Annotated in this window: 18 protein-coding genes and 3 pseudogenes; 2 read left to right on the top strand and 19 right to left on the bottom strand. The window is 58.7% G+C overall.

What is annotated here, in order from left to right:
* From ASD07_RS31985 to ASD07_RS29810, 5 genes and pseudogenes are all read right to left on the bottom strand, one after another.
* Positions 1–540 (bottom strand): annotated as a pseudogene (locus tag ASD07_RS31985) (IS66 family transposase); the annotation flags it as partial.
* Between the two features lie 77 nt (positions 541–617).
* A pseudogene (locus ASD07_RS31980) lies at positions 618–912 on the bottom strand (transposase); the annotation flags it as partial.
* A gap of 31 nt (positions 913–943) precedes the next feature.
* A pseudogene (locus ASD07_RS30565) lies at positions 944–1,856 on the bottom strand (transposase); the annotation flags it as partial.
* 109 nt (positions 1,857–1,965) lie between these two features.
* Positions 1,966–2,307, bottom strand: coding sequence for an IS66 family insertion sequence element accessory protein TnpB (gene tnpB / locus ASD07_RS29815; protein ID WP_055939540.1), 342 nt, complete (start codon positions 2,305–2,307; stop codon positions 1,966–1,968).
* Entirely contained in the window at positions 2,307–2,597 is a 291-nt protein-coding gene (locus ASD07_RS29810) for a hypothetical protein (protein WP_156398228.1), read from the bottom strand. Before ASD07_RS29810 ends, tnpB begins: the two co-directional genes overlap by 1 nt.
* Before the next feature lie 88 nt (positions 2,598–2,685).
* On the opposite strand from ASD07_RS29810, the gene ASD07_RS29805 reads away from it, so the two are divergent.
* On the top strand, positions 2,686–3,312 hold the full coding sequence (locus ASD07_RS29805) for a DUF2306 domain-containing protein (protein WP_055939534.1): 627 nt from the start codon (positions 2,686–2,688) through the stop codon (positions 3,310–3,312).
* 48 nt (positions 3,313–3,360) lie between these two features.
* On the opposite strand, the gene ASD07_RS29800 is transcribed toward ASD07_RS29805, so the two are convergent.
* The 14 genes from ASD07_RS29800 to ASD07_RS29735 all read right to left on the bottom strand — a co-directional run bounded on the left by ASD07_RS29800 (position 3,361) and on the right by ASD07_RS29735 (position 15,876).
* Positions 3,361–3,786: a F0F1 ATP synthase subunit epsilon gene (locus ASD07_RS29800; protein ID WP_055939532.1), complete on the bottom strand. Its 426-nt coding sequence runs from the start codon at positions 3,784–3,786 to the stop codon at positions 3,361–3,363.
* 52 nt (positions 3,787–3,838) lie between these two features.
* The gene (gene atpD, locus ASD07_RS29795; RefSeq protein WP_055939529.1) at positions 3,839–5,239 is read right to left on the bottom strand and encodes a F0F1 ATP synthase subunit beta; all 1,401 of its coding nucleotides are present in this window, start codon (positions 5,237–5,239) and stop codon (positions 3,839–3,841) included.
* Positions 5,240–5,269: 30 nt separating this feature from the next.
* The gene (gene atpG / locus ASD07_RS29790; RefSeq protein WP_055939526.1) at positions 5,270–6,142 is read right to left on the bottom strand and encodes a F0F1 ATP synthase subunit gamma; all 873 of its coding nucleotides are present in this window, start codon (positions 6,140–6,142) and stop codon (positions 5,270–5,272) included.
* A gap of 45 nt (positions 6,143–6,187) precedes the next feature.
* The gene (gene atpA / locus ASD07_RS29785; RefSeq protein ID WP_055939521.1) at positions 6,188–7,729 is read right to left on the bottom strand and encodes a F0F1 ATP synthase subunit alpha; all 1,542 of its coding nucleotides are present in this window, start codon (positions 7,727–7,729) and stop codon (positions 6,188–6,190) included.
* Between the two features lie 48 nt (positions 7,730–7,777).
* The gene (locus ASD07_RS29780; RefSeq protein WP_055939517.1) at positions 7,778–8,311 is read right to left on the bottom strand and encodes a F0F1 ATP synthase subunit delta; all 534 of its coding nucleotides are present in this window, start codon (positions 8,309–8,311) and stop codon (positions 7,778–7,780) included.
* 2 nt (positions 8,312–8,313) lie between these two features.
* A complete protein-coding gene (locus tag ASD07_RS29775) occupies positions 8,314–8,784 on the bottom strand; it encodes a F0F1 ATP synthase subunit B (protein WP_055939514.1) in 471 nt (156 codons plus the stop codon).
* Between the two features lie 40 nt (positions 8,785–8,824).
* Positions 8,825–9,103, bottom strand: coding sequence for a F0F1 ATP synthase subunit C (atpE, locus tag ASD07_RS29770; protein WP_055939510.1), 279 nt, complete (start codon positions 9,101–9,103; stop codon positions 8,825–8,827).
* A gap of 72 nt (positions 9,104–9,175) precedes the next feature.
* Complete coding sequence (atpB, locus tag ASD07_RS29765) at positions 9,176–9,976, bottom strand: F0F1 ATP synthase subunit A (RefSeq protein WP_055939506.1); 801 nt, start codon at positions 9,974–9,976, stop codon at positions 9,176–9,178.
* Positions 9,977–9,995: 19 nt separating this feature from the next.
* Positions 9,996–10,364 (bottom strand): ATP synthase subunit I, encoded by a 369-nt coding sequence (locus ASD07_RS29760; RefSeq protein ID WP_055939505.1) that lies wholly within the window; start codon positions 10,362–10,364, stop codon positions 9,996–9,998.
* Between the two features lie 247 nt (positions 10,365–10,611).
* Entirely contained in the window at positions 10,612–11,499 is an 888-nt protein-coding gene (locus tag ASD07_RS29755) for a ParB/RepB/Spo0J family partition protein (RefSeq protein WP_055939502.1), read from the bottom strand.
* A 15-nt stretch (positions 11,500–11,514) separates the two neighbouring features.
* The gene (locus ASD07_RS29750; protein WP_055939498.1) at positions 11,515–12,285 is read right to left on the bottom strand and encodes a ParA family protein; all 771 of its coding nucleotides are present in this window, start codon (positions 12,283–12,285) and stop codon (positions 11,515–11,517) included.
* 98 nt (positions 12,286–12,383) lie between these two features.
* Positions 12,384–13,028, bottom strand: coding sequence for a 16S rRNA (guanine(527)-N(7))-methyltransferase RsmG (rsmG, locus tag ASD07_RS29745; RefSeq protein ID WP_055939494.1), 645 nt, complete (start codon positions 13,026–13,028; stop codon positions 12,384–12,386).
* Positions 13,028–14,956 carry a tRNA uridine-5-carboxymethylaminomethyl(34) synthesis enzyme MnmG gene (gene mnmG / locus ASD07_RS29740; protein ID WP_055939491.1) on the bottom strand — a complete coding sequence of 643 codons (1,929 nt, stop codon included), beginning with the start codon at positions 14,954–14,956 and terminating at the stop codon, positions 13,028–13,030. The genes rsmG and mnmG overlap by 1 nt, the downstream gene beginning before the upstream one ends.
* Before the next feature lie 158 nt (positions 14,957–15,114).
* Positions 15,115–15,876, bottom strand: a complete 762-nt coding sequence (locus tag ASD07_RS29735; protein WP_055939488.1) for a TSUP family transporter — start codon at positions 15,874–15,876, stop codon at positions 15,115–15,117.
* A gap of 92 nt (positions 15,877–15,968) precedes the next feature.
* On the opposite strand from ASD07_RS29735, the gene ASD07_RS29730 reads away from it, so the two are divergent.
* Positions 15,969–17,126: an iron-containing alcohol dehydrogenase gene (locus ASD07_RS29730; RefSeq protein WP_373922111.1), complete on the top strand. Its 1,158-nt coding sequence runs from the start codon at positions 15,969–15,971 to the stop codon at positions 17,124–17,126.
* The last annotated feature ends 6 nt before the right edge of the window (positions 17,127–17,132 follow it).

Genomic DNA, 17,132 nt, shown 5'->3' with positions numbered 1-17,132 from the left:
GCAGCGCGTCGGCCGGCGCGCTCTGATCCAGCGAACAGCCAGTTCTTTTTGCCAATGGCAATCGGGCGGATCGCGTTCTCGACGGCGTTATTGTCAATYGGGAAGGTGCCCGATTCGGCGTAGCGCACCAACGCAGGCCAGCGTTTGAGCGCGTGCTCAACGGCCTTGCCGGTGCCACTGCCTGGTGCCACCGCCTGCTGCATCGCCAGCAGCCAGGTGTGCATGTCGGCYAATGCGGGTGCGGCCTGCGTCTGGCGCAATTGCAGCCGCGTCTCCGGCGAAATGTGCGCTGCCTGCCGTTCGATGGCATACAGAACGCCAATGCGCTGCAGCGCTTCGGCGGCAACTGGGCTGCCATTGGTGGCATGCAGTTCGAAGAATTTTCTCCGCACGTGAGCCAGGCAGGCGAGTTCGGTCACMCCRTCGGCAAACAGCGATTTATAGCCGGCATAGTCGTCCACCATGAGGTGGCCACGCCATCCTTCCAGGAAAGCGCGTGCATGGGCGCCAGCACGCCCGGTCTGGTAGTCGAAGACGATGNTAGCCGGCATAGTCGTCCACCATGAGGTGGCCACGCCATCCTTCCAGGAAAGCGCGTGCATGGGCGCCAGCACGCCCGGTCTGGTAGTCGAAGACGATGATGGGTGGTCCTTCATCGAGGCTGTTGGAGCGATAGGCCCACAAGTATGCTTGCCTTGTTTTTCCTTGCCCTGGATCGAGTTGGCGCACCGGCGTTTCATCGGCATGCAGGCATGGGCGCTGCAGTAACAACTGCGCCAACCGGTCGCACAGCGGCTGCAAGGCCACGCCCACTTTGCCAAGCCATTCGGCCAGCGTGGAACGCGCCAACGGAACGCCTTGGCGCGCTGCAATCTGCTCCAGCCGATACAGCGGCAGATGATCGGCGAACTTGCGCTCTTCCGATCTGCCTTGTTTTTCCTTGCCCTGGATCGAGTTGGCGCACCGGCGTTTCATCGGCATGCAGGCATGGGCGCTGCAGTAACAACTGCGCCAACCGGTCGCACAGCGGCTGCAAGGCCACGCCCACTTTGGCAAGCCATTCTGCCAGCGTGGAACGCGCCAACGGCACGCCCTGGCGCGCTGCAATGTGCTCCAGCCGATACAGCGGCAGATGATCGGCGAACTTGCTGACCGCCACCCATGCCAGCAGACSCGGTGCGGCCATGCCGCCRTCGATCACCGCTGGCGGGATCGGCGCTGCCGTTACCGTTTCGCAGCCACGGCAGGCGTATTGCGGGCGGATATGGCGATGCACGAAGAAACGTGCTGGTTTCGATCACCGCTGGCGGGATCGGCGCTGCCGTTACCGTTTCGCAGCCACGGCAGGCGTATTGCGGGCGGATATGGCGATGCACGAAGAAACGTGCTGGTTCCACATCGAGCTGCTCACTGATGTCCTCACCGATCTTGACCAGGTCACGRCCGCAGGCCTCGCATTGGCAGGACTCCGGTTCGTGGCGATGCTCGATGCGCGGCAATTCGGCTGGCAATGGTTGACGACCGGCCCGGCTGCGCGGCGTGGACTCTCGCTTGCCCTGCAGTTCGTTCAGTTCCGCTTCCAGTGCCGCCAGGTCGCTAGCCAAAGCCTCGCCAAACAACTCAAGCTGCTCCCCGCTATATGCTTCGCTGGCCTTACCAAATTTGATGCGCTTCATGTGCGCCAGCTCCAGTGTCAGCGCCTGGATCTTCACGTCTTTGGATTTCCCCGCCGCGAGCATTTCACTCTGTTGAACCTGCAAGGCCTGCAGCTGAACATCCTGCTCGGCAAGCCGCGCGCCAGTTTCGGCGAGCTGCCCGCKCTGCTGCGCAATTTGCTCATCYTTCTGAGCCAGCATTGCCTTAAGCTGCGCAAGCAGCGCAGGGTCGGCATTGTTRCGGGCTAGTTGTTCGAGCAAATCCAWGCAGCGATGTTAACAGAACGGATTGCCGGTTAACAGGTCTTGCTCACAATTTCCATGCSGCCGGAGGCGRCGCCGACARGCGCTGCCAATCCACACCCGCCACCAACCACTGCCATTGTTCACMGGTCAATTCCCACGCTGTGTCACCGGCTTGCGGCCAGACGAACTGGCCGCGATGCAGGCGGCGCACGCACATCCACACGCCATTACCATCCCAGCACACCACCTTCAAGCGCGTTTGCCGGCGGTTGCTGAACACGTATGCCGTTCCATCGCAGGGTGCCTTGCCCAATGCTTGCTGCACATACAGCGACAGGCGGTCAATGCCGGCACGGATGTCGACGGGCTGCGTCGCCAGCCAGACCGAATTTGCCTGCAGCTGCATTACAGGCTGCGCAGCAGCTCGACCACCCAGCCCGCCGGCGTGCCTGCAGGTACTTCGATGGACCAGCCTTGCGGGCCGCGCACTTGCAATGCTGGCGCACCAGGCGCTTGCTTGACCACCACCGGCATCACCGAAGCTTGCGGCGCCTCACTGCTTATACGGCGAACCCAATACCCCACTTGGCGCACCGGGTAACCTTCCKCCAGCGCGAATGCTCGCTGCGACATACCGCTCTTGCGCCAGCGCGCTACTCGCTCCCGCCACAGCAAYTCCCGTTCAGTGTTTGACATCCCCATCTCCAAAGTAAAAATCGGAGTATGGCTTTGCAAATCACGCTTTCACAGGTGGAACGACTGCACGCTTACGCCCAAGGGATATATGCCTGGCGATCTGGCGGGCAACGTTGCGCTGTTCATGCACGTCGCCTTTGCAGTCGTGATTATTGCCGGAGGATTGCTGCAACTGGTACCGCAAATGCGCACCGTGGCTCCGGTGCTGCACCGTTGGAACGGGCGGACCTACGTAGCGCTGGCAGTTGTTTCAAGCCTGGCCGGCATGTTGATGATGGCGACGCGCGGGACAGTGGGCGGACCATTCATGTATGCGGGGATGACGCTCGATTCGCTGCTGGTATTGGGGTTCGCCTATATGGCGGTGCGCGAGGCACGCGCGAGGCGCTTCGATAGCCACCGGCGCTGGGCCCTGCGGCTGTTCATGGCCGTCAGCGCTGTCTGGTCTTTTCGTGTCGGCCTGATGGGGTGGCTGCTCATTAATGGCGGACCGGTGGGTTTCGATCCCGTGGCATTCCGCGGTCCCTTCCTCGATGTCCTCGCGTTTGCGCAATACTTGCTGCCGCTTGCCGTGCTGGAGCTCTACTTTCGTGCCCTGGCCAGCCGCAGCATGCTGGCTGGTCGCGCCATGGCAGCGACGTTGTTCGCGGCAACGACCTTGATGGGGGTCGGCATCTTCGGCGCGGCGATAGGAATGTGGCTGCCGCGCCTGTAAAAGAAAAAGGCAGCCGAAGCTGCCTTTCCAGTGCAACGAGAAAAGGGATCAGCCCTTGATCTTGCGCAGTTTTGCGATTGCTGCCAGCTGGCCGATAGCCGCTGCCAGTTCCGCTTGTGCTTTCGCGTAGTCGATGCCGGTCTGCTTGTTGGCCAGGCTTTCTTCCGCCAGTTTCTTGGCAGCTTCAGCTTTGGCTTCATCCAGGTCGTGACCACGGATCGCGGTGTCAGCCAGGACCGTCACAGCGTTAGGCTGCACTTCCAGCAGGCCGCCGGCGACGAAGACGAACTCTTCTTCAGCCTGGCCTGGAATCTGGATGCGCACCGCGCCTGGACGGATACGGGTGATCAGCGGGGTGTGCTTAGGGTAGATACCCAGCTCGCCCTGCTCGCCCGGCAACGCCACGAAAGTCGCTTCGCCCGAGAAGATCTGCTCTTCGGCCGAAACCACATCGACGTGAATAGTGTTTGCCATGTTTATCCTCTGTAGATAGCAGCCCCGCAAGCGAGGCCGCTACTTCAATCGATTAGCCCAGTTTCTTGGCTTTTTCGATGGCTTCGTCGATGGTACCAACCATGTAGAAGGCCTGTTCTGGCAGGTGGTCCAGTTCGCCGGAAGCGATCATCTTGAAGCCCTTGATCGTGTCTTTCAGCGAAACGTACTTACCTGGGGAACCGGTAAACACTTCAGCAACGTGGAACGGCTGGGACAGGAAACGCTGCATCTTACGAGCGCGTGCCACGACCAGTTTGTCTTCTGGAGCCAGTTCGTCCATACCCAGAATCGCGATAATGTCGCGCAGTTCCTTGTAGCGCTGCAGGGTGCCCTGAACGGCGCGTGCGGTAGCGTAGTGCTCTTCGCCCACGACCAGCGGGTCCAGCTGGCGCGAGGTCGAATCCAGTGGGTCAACCGCAGGGTAGATACCCAGTGCAGCGATGTCACGGGACAGAACGACGGTCGAATCCAGGTGACCGAAGGTGGTCGCTGGCGACGGGTCGGTCAAGTCATCCGCTGGAACGTACACGGCCTGGATCGAGGTGATCGAACCGGTCTTGGTGGAGGTAATACGCTCCTGCAGACGGCCCATCTCTTCAGCCAGGGTAGGCTGGTAACCCACTGCGGAAGGCATACGGCCCAGCAGTGCGGAAACTTCGGTACCGGCCAGGGTGAAGCGGTAGATGTTGTCCACGAAGAACAGAACGTCACGGCCTTCGTCACGGAACGATTCAGCGATGGTCAGGCCGGTCAGCGCAACGCGCAGACGGTTACCAGGTGGTTCGTTCATCTGACCGTAAACCATGGCCACTTTGGAGTTGGCCGGGTTTTCCAGGTCAACCACTTTAGCGTCAGCCATTTCGTGGTAGAAGTCGTTACCTTCACGGGTACGCTCACCAACACCAGCGAACACGGACAGGCCCGAGTGCGCTTTAGCGATGTTGTTGATCAGTTCCATCATGTTCACGGTCTTGCCCACACCTGCACCGCCGAACAGACCAACCTTACCACCCTTAGCGAATGGGCAGACCAGGTCAATCACCTTGATGCCGGTTTCCAGCAGGTCCTGGGATGGGGACAGTTCGTCGTAGGCAGGGGCCACGCGGTGGATCGAAGCAGTCTGCTCGTGGGAGACAGGACCGCATTCGTCGATCGGGTTGCCCAGCACGTCCATAATACGGCCCAGGGTGGCTTTACCCACTGGAACCATGATTGGTTTGCCGGTGTTCTGGATGGTCATACCGCGACGCAGACCGTCGGAGGAGCCCAGAGCAATGGTACGGACAATGCCGTCACCCAACTGCTGTTGCACTTCCAGGGTCAGCTCGGAGCCTTCCATTTTCAGCGCGTCAAAAACCTTAGGCATCGCGTTGCGTGGGAACTCAACGTCCACCACAGCGCCGATACACTGAACGATTTTGCCATCAGCCATGTTCGTTCCTTCAAATATAGTTAAATTCGTTTAAACCGCTGCCGCACCGGCGACGATTTCAGACAGTTCTTTGGTAATTGCAGCCTGGCGGGTCTTGTTGTAGACCAGCTTCAGCTCACCGATCACGTTGCCGGCGTTGTCCGATGCGGACTTCATCGCCACCATACGCGCCGATTGCTCGGACGCCAGGTTTTCTGCAACGGCCTGGTACACCAGCGCTTCAATGTAGCGCTCGAGCAGTTCGTCGATCACGGAAGCAGCGTCCGGCTCGTAGATGTAATCCCAGTTGTGGGACTTGTCATCGGCCTTCATCTTGTCCGCGGTCAGCGGCAACAGCTGCTCGACCAACGGTTCCTGCTTCATCGTGTTGATGAACTTGGTGTAGCACAGGTAAACGGCGTCCAGTTTGCCTTCCTGGAATTTCTCCAGCATCACTTGCACTGGGCCGATCAGCTTTTCCAGGTGCGGCGTATCGCCGATCTGGGTAGCTTGTGCGACCACTGGTACACCGATGCGGTTCAGGAAGCCCAAACCTTTGTTACCAATTGCGACTGCTTCAATCTTGTTGCCTGCAGCTTCCAGCTCGCGGGTCTTGTTGGTCACCATACGCAGAACGTTGGTGTTCATACCACCGCACAGACCTTTGTCGGTCGTCACGATGATAAAGCCCACAGCCTTGGCTTCCGTACCGGCTTCAGCCAGGAACGGGTGCGTGTACTCGGGGTTGGCATTCGCCAAGTTTGCAGCGATATTACGAATCTTGTCACTGTAGGGACGGGCGGCGCGCATACGGTCCTGCGCTTTGCGCATTTTCGATGCGGCGACCATTTCCATCGCCTTGGTGATCTTCTTCGTATTCTCTACGCTCTTGATCTTGCCACGTATCTCTTTGCCTGCTGCCATGATCCTTCTCCTTTGCGGGGTGGCCCGTTGCCGGGCCACCAGGTATTAGTTTGCGAAGGATTTCTTGAAATCAGCAATGGCGGCCGACAGCGCAGCTTCGCCGTCTTTGTCCAGTTGCTTGCTTTCTTCGATCTTGGCCAGCAGTGCGGAGTGCTTGGTCTTCAGGAACGAGTGCATTTCGCCTTCGAAGGCCAGCACGCGCTTGACTGGAACGCTGTCCAGGAAGCCTTTGTTCACTGCGAACAGCGAAGCGCCCATCAGGGAAATCGACAGCGGCGAGTACTGAGCCTGCTTCAGCAGTTCGGTCACGCGGGCACCGCGGTCCAGCTGCTTACGGGTCGATTCGTCCAGGTCGGAAGCGAACTGCGCGAACGCAGCCAGTTCACGGTACTGTGCCAAGTCGGTACGGATACCGCCGGACAGGTTTTTGATGACCTTGGTCTGGGCAGCACCACCAACGCGCGATACCGAGATACCTGCGTTAATCGCAGGACGGATACCGGAGTTGAACAGCGAGGTTTCCAGGAAGATCTGGCCGTCGGTAATCGAAATCACGTTGGTTGGAACGAACGCCGAAACGTCGCCAGCCTGGGTTTCGATGATTGGCAGGGCGGTCAGGGAACCGGTCTTGCCTTTGACAGCGCCCTTGGTGAAGGCTTCGACGTAGTCGGCGTTCACGCGAGCTGCGCGTTCCAGCAGGCGGCTGTGCAGGTAGAACACGTCGCCTGGGTACGCTTCGCGGCCTGGTGGGCGGCGCAGCAGCAGGGAGATCTGACGGTAAGCAACTGCTTGCTTGGACAGGTCATCATACACGATCAGGGCGTCTTCACCGCGGTCGCGGAAGTATTCGCCCATGGTGCAACCGGAGTAAGCCGAGATGTACTGCATTGCTGCGGATTCCGAAGCGGAAGCGGCGACAACAATGGTGTACTCCATCGCGCCGTGCTGTTCCAGGGAACGCACGATGTTCTTGATGGTCGATGCTTTCTGGCCGATAGCGACGTAGATACAGGTAACGCCCTGGCCTTTTTGGTTGATGATGGCATCAACTGCAACGGCGGACTTGCCGGTCTGGCGGTCGCCAATGATCAGCTCACGCTGGCCACGGCCGATTGGTACCATCGCGTCGATCGACTTCAGGCCGGTCTGCATAGGCTGGCCGACGGACTCACGGGCGATAACGCCTGGAGCGATCTTTTCGATTGGGGAGGTCAGGCTGGTGTTGACAGGACCTTTGCCGTCGATCGGCTGGCCCAGCGCGTTAACTACGCGGCCGCACAGTTCAGGACCGATCGGCACTTCCAGGATACGGCCGGTGCACTTGACGGTGTCGCCTTCGGAGATGTGCTCGTAGGCGCCCAGAATAACGGCACCAACGGAGTCACGCTCCAGGTTCATTGCCAGGCCAAAGGTGTTGCCTGGGAATTCCAGCATCTCACCTTGCATCACGTCGGACAGGCCGTGGATGCGGCAGATACCGTCTGCTACGGAAATTACGGTGCCTTGATTGCGCACTTCAGCGCCGCCGTCAATGCCTTGGATCCGGCTCTTGATCAGCTCGCTGATTTCGGATGGGTTGAGTTGCATACTAACTCCTAAATGTTTTCTCTCTAGCTGTCGCGAAAGGCGGCCTGATTAGGCGACCAGCGCGGAACGCAGCTGCTGCAGCTTGGCATTGACCGAAGTGTCCAGCACTTCGTCGCCAACCACGACGCGAACACCACCGATCAACGAAGGATCGACGGACACGACTGGTTTGAGCTTGCGGCTGAATTTCTTTTCCAGCGTCTTGATCAGCTCGGCCACTTGGGCTTCGCTCATGTCGAATGCGCTCGTGATTTCGGCGTCTGCCGCACCTTCGGCTGCATTCTTCAGCAGCGTGAATTGGGCGCCGATTTCCGGCAGCAATGCGATACGACCGTTTTCGATCAGCATCGAGAGGAAGTTGTTCGCTTCCGCGTTGAGCGGCGATTTCAGCAAGGCCTTGATGGCTGCGATGACATCGCTATCCAGAACTTTTGGATTGCGGGCATATGCCAGCACCTCTTCATGCGAACCGATCTGGGCCAGTTCGGACACCAGATCGGACCACTGCGCGAGGTTGCCAGCCTGGGCTACGCGGAAGACGGCTTCCGCGTAAGGACGGGCGACGGTTGCGAGCTCTGCCATAATCAGAGCTCGGTAGCCAGGCGAGACAGCAGGTCAGCGTGAGCCGACGCGTTGACTTCGCGCTTCAGGATTTGCTCCGCGCCCTTCACAGCCAGGTCAGCCACTTGGCCGCGCAGTGCTTCGCGGGCCTGGGTTACTTGCTGCTCAGCTTCAGCTTTAGCTTGTGCCACGATGCGGGCAGCTTCAGCTTGTGCGTTTGCTTTGACTTCTTCTGCGACCAGTTGAGCACGCTTTTCAGCGTCCGAAACGAGCGACGAAGCATCGTTACGGGCAGTGGTCAGGAGTTCTGCAGCGGCTTTTTCAGCGCGCTTCATGGCATCCTGACCTTGGTCGGCGGCAGCCAGACCATCTGCAATTCGCTTGGCACGCTCATCCAGCGCACCATTCAGCGCTGGGAATACGAACTTCATCGAGAACCAGACGAGCACCGCGAAGGTGATCATCTGACCGATGAGAGACATATTGATGTTCATACCTTGCTCCTAGAAAGAGTTTCCCCGGTTGGAGCGTTGATTACTGAACAGCTGCGGTCAGGGCGGTCAGGAATGGGTTGTTGAAGGTGAACAGCAGAGCAACACCAACGCCGATCATGGAGATCGCGTCCAGCAGACCAGCGATAACGAACAGTTTGGTTTGCAGTTGTGGCATCAGTTCTGGTTGACGTGCCGAAGCTTCCAGGAACTTGCCGCCCAGGATAGCGAAGCCGAGTGCGGTGCCGATGGCGCCCAGGCCAACGATGATTGCTACGGCCAGAACGGTCATGCTTTGTACTTGTGCGATCAGAGCTTGCATTAGATTTCTCCTAATTTAAAAAAAACGAAAATACCAAAAAACTAAAACCAAATACTACGAATAAGTTGCTGATTAGTGCTTTTCAACCGCGAGGGCCAGGTACACAACCGTCAACGCCATAAACACAAACGCTTGCAGAGTCACAATCAGAATGTGGAAGATTGCCCATGGACCGCCCAGCAGCCACTGTGCCCACCATGGCAGCAGTGCGATCAGGATGAAGATCAGTTCGCCGGCGTACATATTGCCGAACAGTCGCAGCGACAGGGAAATCGGCTTGGCGAACAGTTCCAGCATCTGGAAGATGAAGTTCACTGGAGCCAGCAGGATGGTAGCAACGGTGCCGTGAGCGTGGAACGGTGCGGTGAACAGTTCTTTACCCCAGCCACCGACGCCTTTGGCTTTGATCGAGAAGCCGATGATGCAGATCAGCACACCAACGGACATGCCGAAGGTGTGGTTCACGTCAGCGGTAGGAACGACGCGCAGGTAGTTGACGCCGACATAGCTCAGCAGCTTAGGCAGCAGGTCGACCGGCAGGAAGTCCATTGCGTTCATCAGCCAGACCCATACGAAGATGGTGATGGCCAGAGGAGCGATAACAGCGGATTTGGCGTGAAATGCGGAATTGACGGTCTCGTTGACCATCTCCATGACCCATTCCACGAAGTTTTGCAGCTTGCCTGGCACGCCAGCGGTAGCGCGCTTGGAAGCCATGTAGAAGATCCCGAGGAATACGAAGCCCAGGATCAGGGAGATCCAGAAGGTATCCAGGTTGACGGTGCCATTGCTGTTGTGAGTAAGGTGGTGCTGGATATACTCGGTGGCGTTAGCCGGGCCGGCGTGACCGCCCGTAGCGTGTTCAGTAGTCATAGGTCCGAATTTTTAATGATTAAATCTTGAGCAGCGACAGCCAATAAGCCAGGGTTGCCACTACGAATCCTAGGATCAGCCATAACCAGGCGGCTGATTTAAACAGCACCAGTGCACAAATAAACAGCACTGCCGTTACAAATACCTTCAGCATCTCGGCGCGGAAATGCGTCCGAAATGCTTTCTTTGCATCATCGGTGCCGCGCGCTACCATCAGCGCATAGACCAGGCTACCGGTTACTGCCATACCGCCGCCCATGGCGGCAGACCAGCCTTTTTCCACCCCGGCGAAAAGCGCCACGGTAGCGGAAAAGAGGACGGCGATTGTGAATTGCAGGGCAACTACTCGGAAGACTGGCCAGGCGATACTTCTTGAAGAATCACTCACTTGCCACCATTCCTTAAGACCCAAAGACACGGGATTATAGTTTGTTTACATCGCCAAGGTCAAACGTGGTCCATCGCAAAAAGTCGCTCTAACAACAAGTTATTCTGCTGAAAAGGTAGGCATCTGGCGATTACTTGTGGGGTAATCGAAACCGGTAATGCAGTGTCTGACCTCAGGGTCAGACACTGCTCGGCAGCCGCCGCGGGTGCGGGTCTGACCCTTGGGTCAGACCCTGGTTTACCGGGCTTTAGCCGCGCAAACGGGCAATAACGCCATCCAGGATATCGAGATCCGCGAAATCAATAATCATCTGCCCCTTGCCCTTGGCCCCCATCTTGAACACGACGGAGGTTGCCAAAGTATCGGACAGCTCTTCTTCGAGACGCTTGATGTCGCCCGATTTTTCTTTGGCGCGCGCGGTTGGCTTAGCCTTCGCCTCTTCCATATGGTTGTGGACAAGTTTTTCCGTCTCACGCACCGATAGTCGTTTCGCTACAACAACATTCGCCAAAGCAATTTGTGACGCCGCATCGACTGCCAACAAGGCACGCGCGTGCCCCATGTCGATATCCCCCGCCATCAGCATGGTCTGCACCGGCTCCGCCAGGTTCAGCAAACGCAGTAAATTGGAAACCGCCGAACGCGAACGACCGACAGCCTGCGCGGCCTGCTCATGGGTAAACGAAAAATCTGTAATCAGCCGATGGATGCCCTGCGCTTCTTCAAGCGGGTTCAGGTCTTCGCGCTGGATGTTCTCGATCAGGGCCATGGCGGCCGCGGTCGTGTCATCCACATCCTTCACCAGGACTGGCACGGTTTCCAAACCAGCAAGTTGTGCTGCACGGAAACGACGCTCGCCGGCGATGATTTCATATTTGACATGACCGGTTGCCTGGTCGATGCCGACCGGACGAACCAGCAGCGGCTGGATAATGCCCTGGGTCTTGATCGACGCAGCCAGTTCCGCCAGGCCACCCTCATCCATCTGGGTACGCGGCTGGTATTTGCCGGCTTGCAAGAATTGCACTGCCATCTCCGACGGAGTCGGGTGCGAAGTTGGATTGGACGGGTCTTCGTCGCCGCCGAGCAGCGCGTCGAGACCGCGGCCGAGGCCTTTCATTTTTTTAGTCGCCATTGTGGATAAGTCCGCTTACATTTTCTTGATACGTTTAACCATCTCGGCGCCGAAGGCGATGTAGGCCTGCGCGCCCTTCGACGTCGGGTCGAAAGTCACGCCCGGCATGCCGTAGGACGGCGCTTCGGCCAGCCGCACATTGCGCGGAATGATGGTCTTGAATACTTTGTCGCCGAAGTGCTGCTCGAGCTGGGCCGAGACTTGCTGCGACAACGTCATGCGCGGATCGAACATCACGCGCAGCAGGCCGATGATCTTCAGGTCCGGGTTCAGGTTGGCGTGCACTTTCTTGATGGTGTTGACCAGGTCGGACAAACCTTCCAGCGCGTAATACTCGCACTGCATCGGGATGATTACGCCATGCGCCGCGCACAAACCGTTCAGCGTCAGCATCGACAGCGCCGGAGGGCAATCGATCAGCATGAAATCATAGTCTTTCGCTGCCAAGCCCAGCGCATCGCGCAGGCGGCGCTCGCGATTCTCCAGCTGCACCATCTCGACTTCGGCACCGGCCAGCTCGCGGTTGGCTGGCAGCACGTCAAAGCCGCCGGCTTCCGAGCGCACGCGCGCAGTCGCCACGTCGGCAGTGCCGAGCAGGACTTCATAAGTGGAAGCTTGAAGCGTCGCCTTGTTGATCCCCGCGCCCATTGTCGCGTTACCTTGAGGATCGAGGTCAACAAGCAACACTCGTTGATTAAGTTTGGCCAGGCCGGCGGCCAGGTTCACAGTCGTGGTAGTCTTACCTACGCCGCCCTTTTGATTTGCTACACAGAAAATTTTGGCCATCGAGTTTTCTTATATGGTCTAAATCGTTTATTCGGTATAAACCGTTTATACTATTTATCTCGTATAAACGATTAAAATTATTTATACTGTTTAGCCAGTTACGTCCTGCCGATGAAAACCAGGTGGCGCTGCGCCTCCAGTCCTGGTACTTGCAAAGGCTGTAGCTCGTTCACTTTCCATGGGTCTGGCAGTCGCTCGCGCTCCTCTGCCGGCGCCGTGCCTTTCAGGGCGATGAATCGCCCGCCCTCTGCCAGCAAGTGTCCGGACCAGTTCACAAAATCGCTCAGGTCCGCGAAGGCTCGCGAAGTGATGACGTCGTAAGGCGTCTTGACCTGCAGTTCCTGCACCTTCTTCGTGTACACCGTTACGTTGACCAACTCCAGCTCGGCTTTCACCTGGTTCAGGAAGGCGGTCTTCTTGTGCACGATGTCGATCATCGACACTTTCATGTCCGGTCTTGCGATGGCCAGGACCACGCCCGGCAATCCCCCCCCTGCCCCAACATCCAGCACACTCTGCGCATCCTTGAACGCCGGCACTGCTGCCAGCGAATCGAGAACGTGCAGGGTCATCATTTCCATCGGGTCGCGTACGGCCGTCAGGTTGTACACCTTGTTCCACTTGTTCAGCAGGGACAGGTAATCCAGCAGTTTTTCCTGCTGTACTTCGCTCAAGCCCAGGTCCAGCTGTTTGACACCGTTCTCCAGTACATGCGCCAGGGCGGCGCGATCAAACATCGCCATCAAGCCGCCTCATCTTTCAGCGTGACGAAACCGCCGAAGCCGGCTTTCTTCAGGTGCACCAGCAGCAGCGAAATTGCAGCCGGGGTCACACCCGAAATACGCGAAGCCTGGCCCAGGGTTTCCGGACGATGCTTCTGCAGTTTCTGGCGCACTTCCATCGACAGCGCTGTGATCTCTGCGTAGTTGAAACCTTCCGGCAGCTTCAGGTTTTCGTAATGCTCGTGGCGCTCGACTTCCCGCAGCTGGCGATCGATATAGCCGGAGTACTTCAGGGTGATCTCGATTTGCTCCATCACTGCATCGTCGGTAACGCCCTGGCCCGCCAGCGACTGGCCTTCGGTACCAGTCATGGTCATCAGCTTTTCGTAGCCGACGCCCGGACGACGCAGCAGGTCGGCCAGCGAATATTCACGTTCGATGGCTTGGCCAATCACGCGCTCGGACTCGGCTGCCGCCAGGATGCGCGGGTTGACCCAGACCGATTTCAGGCGTTCCAGCTCTTGCGCCACGGCTTCGCGTTTGCGCTCGAAAGCTTCCCACTGCGCATCACCGACCACGCCCAGCTTACGCCCGATTTCTGTCAGGCGCATGTCGGCGTTGTCTTCACGCAGGCTCAGGCGGTATTCCGCGCGGCTGGTGAACATACGGTATGGCTCTTGCACGCCTTGGGTCACAAGGTCGTCAACCAGCACGCCGAGGTAGGCTTCGGAACGGGCCGGGGTCCAGGCTTCCTCGCCCTTGGTTTGCAGTGCGGCGTTGATACCAGCCAGCATGCCCTGGGCCGCCGCTTCTTCGTAGCCAGTTGTGCCATTGATCTGGCCGGCGAAAAACAGGCCGTTGATCGCTTTTGTTTCCAGCGACGCTTTCAAACCGCGCGGGTCGAAATAGTCGTACTCGATGGCGTAGCCTGGACGCAGGATGTGTGCGTTTTCGAGGCCCTTCATCGAACGCACCAGCTCGATCTGCACGTCGAATGGCAGGCTGGTCGAGATACCGTTCGGGTAGAACTCGTGGGTAGTCAGGCCTTCCGGTTCCAGGAAGATCTGGTGCGATTCCTTGGCCGAGAAGCGGTGGATCTTGTCTTCAATCGACGGGCAATAACGCGGGCCGACACCCTCGATCACGCCGGTGTACATCGGGCTGCGGTCCAGTCCGCCACGAATAATGTCGTGGGTTTTCTGGTTGGTGTGGGTGATCCAGCACGGCAATTGCTGTGGGTGCATGGACGTATTGCCCATCACCGAAAACACTGGCACCGGGTCCAGGTCGCCCGGCTGCTCGGTCATTTGCGAGAAGTCGATGCTGCGGCCGTCGATACGCGGCGGGGTACCGGTCTTCAGGCGGCCTTGCGGCAGTTTCAATTCTTTCAGGCGAGCGGACAGCGAAATCGCAGGCGGATCGCCGGCGCGGCCAGCCGAGAAATTCTGCAGGCCGACGTGGATCTTACCGTCCAGGAAGGTCCCAGCGGTCAGCACAACAGCACGACCGAGGAATTTCAAGCCGATCTGGGTCACGGCGCCAACCACGCGCTCGCCCTCCACCATCAGGTCGTCCACCGCCTGCTGGAACAGCCACAGGTTTGGCTGGTTTTCCAGGCGATGACGGATCGCAGCCTTATACAGGATGCGGTCGGCCTGGGCGCGAGTCGCGCGCACGGCAGGGCCTTTGGACGAGTTCAGGATACGGAACTGGATGCCCGACTCATCGGTTGCGATGGCCATGGCGCCGCCCATGGCGTCAACCTCTTTGACGAGGTGGCCTTTGCCAATGCCGCCGATGGACGGGTTGCACGACATCTGGCCCAACGTCTCAATGTTGTGCGTCAACAGGAGAGTCTTCTGGCCCATGCGGGCGGAAGCGAGGGCCGCTTCGGTACCGGCGTGACCACCGCCGACAACGATAACGTCGAATTCAGTAGGAAATAACATGGTGAAAATGAGGGAAAGCTGGGGATCGAACTGAATTATAAAGTTTTTTCGCCCCTGCGAATTTTTTGGGCAGGATTTTTTTGCGCGCAATGTTTCACGTGAAACAAAAAAGGGCGCCGTTTAGCGCCCTCTTCAACATTGTTTCACGTGAAACACTATTACTTAAACCACGCGTCATAGCCGGTTTTGATGATTAGCAGCACCACCACAACCAGGAACAGGCGCCTTACAAACCCGCTCCCATGCTTCAGTGCGAGCTTGGTGCCGAGTACCGAACCGACCACCTGGCAGACCGCCATGGTCAGGCCCAACTGCCAGATGATGTGGCCAGTAAATCCGAACAGCAGAATCGCCGCGACGTTGCACGCCACGTTCACCACCTTCGCGGCCGCTGAAGCGCCAAGGAAGTCGAAGCCGAAGCTGCGGACGAACAGGAAGACAAGGAAGCTACCGGTGCCGGGACCGAAGAAGCCGTCATAAAAACCGATGCCCGCCCCCACCAATATCGCCAGGACCTTTTCCTTGGTGCCGGTATGCAGCGGTGCATGAACACTGCCAAGGTCCTTGCGAAAGAAGGTATAACCCGCCACAGCGACCAACACAAATGGGAGCAAACCACGCAGGAAATCCGGCGGGATCCGGGTGACGGTATACGCGCCGAGGAAAGCAAACAGGAAAGCAGCAATCGCCGCCGGTGCGACAGTGCTCCAGGCAATCTGAGTGCGCCGTGCATAGTTCACTGCCGCGGCGCCAGTGCCAAACACACTGGCCACCTTGTTCGTACCCAACAACGTCGCGGGAGGGGTAGCACCCATTGTCGAGAAAAGAGCAGGAATCTGGATCAGCCCGCCGCCGCCAACCACCGCGTCCACAAATCCCGCCGCAAATGCGGCCCCCGCCAACAATCCATACTCGACCATTACCCTGCCCCAGCCATATTCGGAAACGTAATATTGTAAGTCGGAACCCGGCACGCTGCTGGAGGCTGGTGTAAGCTTTCCCGATGGACCTGTTGACCTCTTTCAGCTTTGCGACCGTCCCCACCATCCTGTCCGCTCCCGGCGCGACAAAAGCTCTGGGCAAGGAACTTCGGAGCCGGTTCCCGAACATCCGTCGCGTGCTCCTGGTTAGCGACCAGGGTTTCCTACGCACCGGCCAGGCCGATGCAGCCATCGCAAGCATGCGAGCGGCAATGTTTCACGTGGAACAATTTGCGGATGTGGTAGCTGATCCTCCCGAGCACGTCGTGGAAGAGGCACTTGCCCTCGCCCGACAGCATGCGTCAGAACTCGTTATCGGCCTCGGTGGCGGAAGTTCAATGGACGTCGCCAAGCTCGTTGCCGTGCTGACCGCCAGTCCGCAATCGCTGTCTGAAATCTACGGCATCGGCAACGTACACGGCTCGCGCCTGCCCCTGGTCCAGATTCCGACCACTGCCGGCACAGGCTCAGAAGTCACCAACATATCCATCGTCACCACCGGCGCCACCAGCAAGATGGGCATCGTTGCACCCCAGCTGTACGCCGACATGGCCATTCTCGATGCCGAGCTTACCATCGGCCTTCCGCCCGCCGTGACCGCAGCAACGGGCATAGACGCCATGGTTCACGCCATCGAAGCCTACACCAGCAAGCACAAAAAGAATCCGCTATCGGATGGGCTTGCACGCCAGGCCTTGGGCCTGCTGTCGCGCCACCTGATCCGCGCCTGCGAAAATGGACAGGACTTGGCAGCCCGACAGGCCATGCTGCTTGGCGCCATGCTGGCTGGACAGGCCTTCGCCAACGCACCGGTCGGAGCCGTTCACGCGCTGGCATATCCCATCGGCGGCATCTTCCATGTCGCCCATGGGCTCTCGAACTCTTTGGTCCTGCCCCATGTCTTGCGATTCAACGCGCAGGCGTGCGCCGAACAATATGCAGAACTGGCGGCGATTGTCGTGCCTCACGCAGCGGGAAGCACGGCGGCGCGCGCCGAAGCCCTCGCTGTTGCAATGCAACAATTCGCCGCTGTCACGGCTCTGCCGCGCACCCTAAGTCAAGTCGGCATCACCGCCGGCGATCTCGACTTGCTTGCGAGCGAGGCCATGAAGCAAACTCGCCTCCTCGGCAACAATCCACGCCCGGTTGCTCGCGCAGACGCCTACGCACTGTATGAACTCGCGCTCTGAGTTATC

It is taken from the genome of Duganella sp. Root336D2, assembly GCF_001425005.1.
In the GTDB taxonomy this organism is placed as follows: domain Bacteria; phylum Pseudomonadota; class Gammaproteobacteria; order Burkholderiales; family Burkholderiaceae_D; genus Rugamonas.
This window is presented reverse-complemented; position numbering and strand designations above follow the sequence as displayed.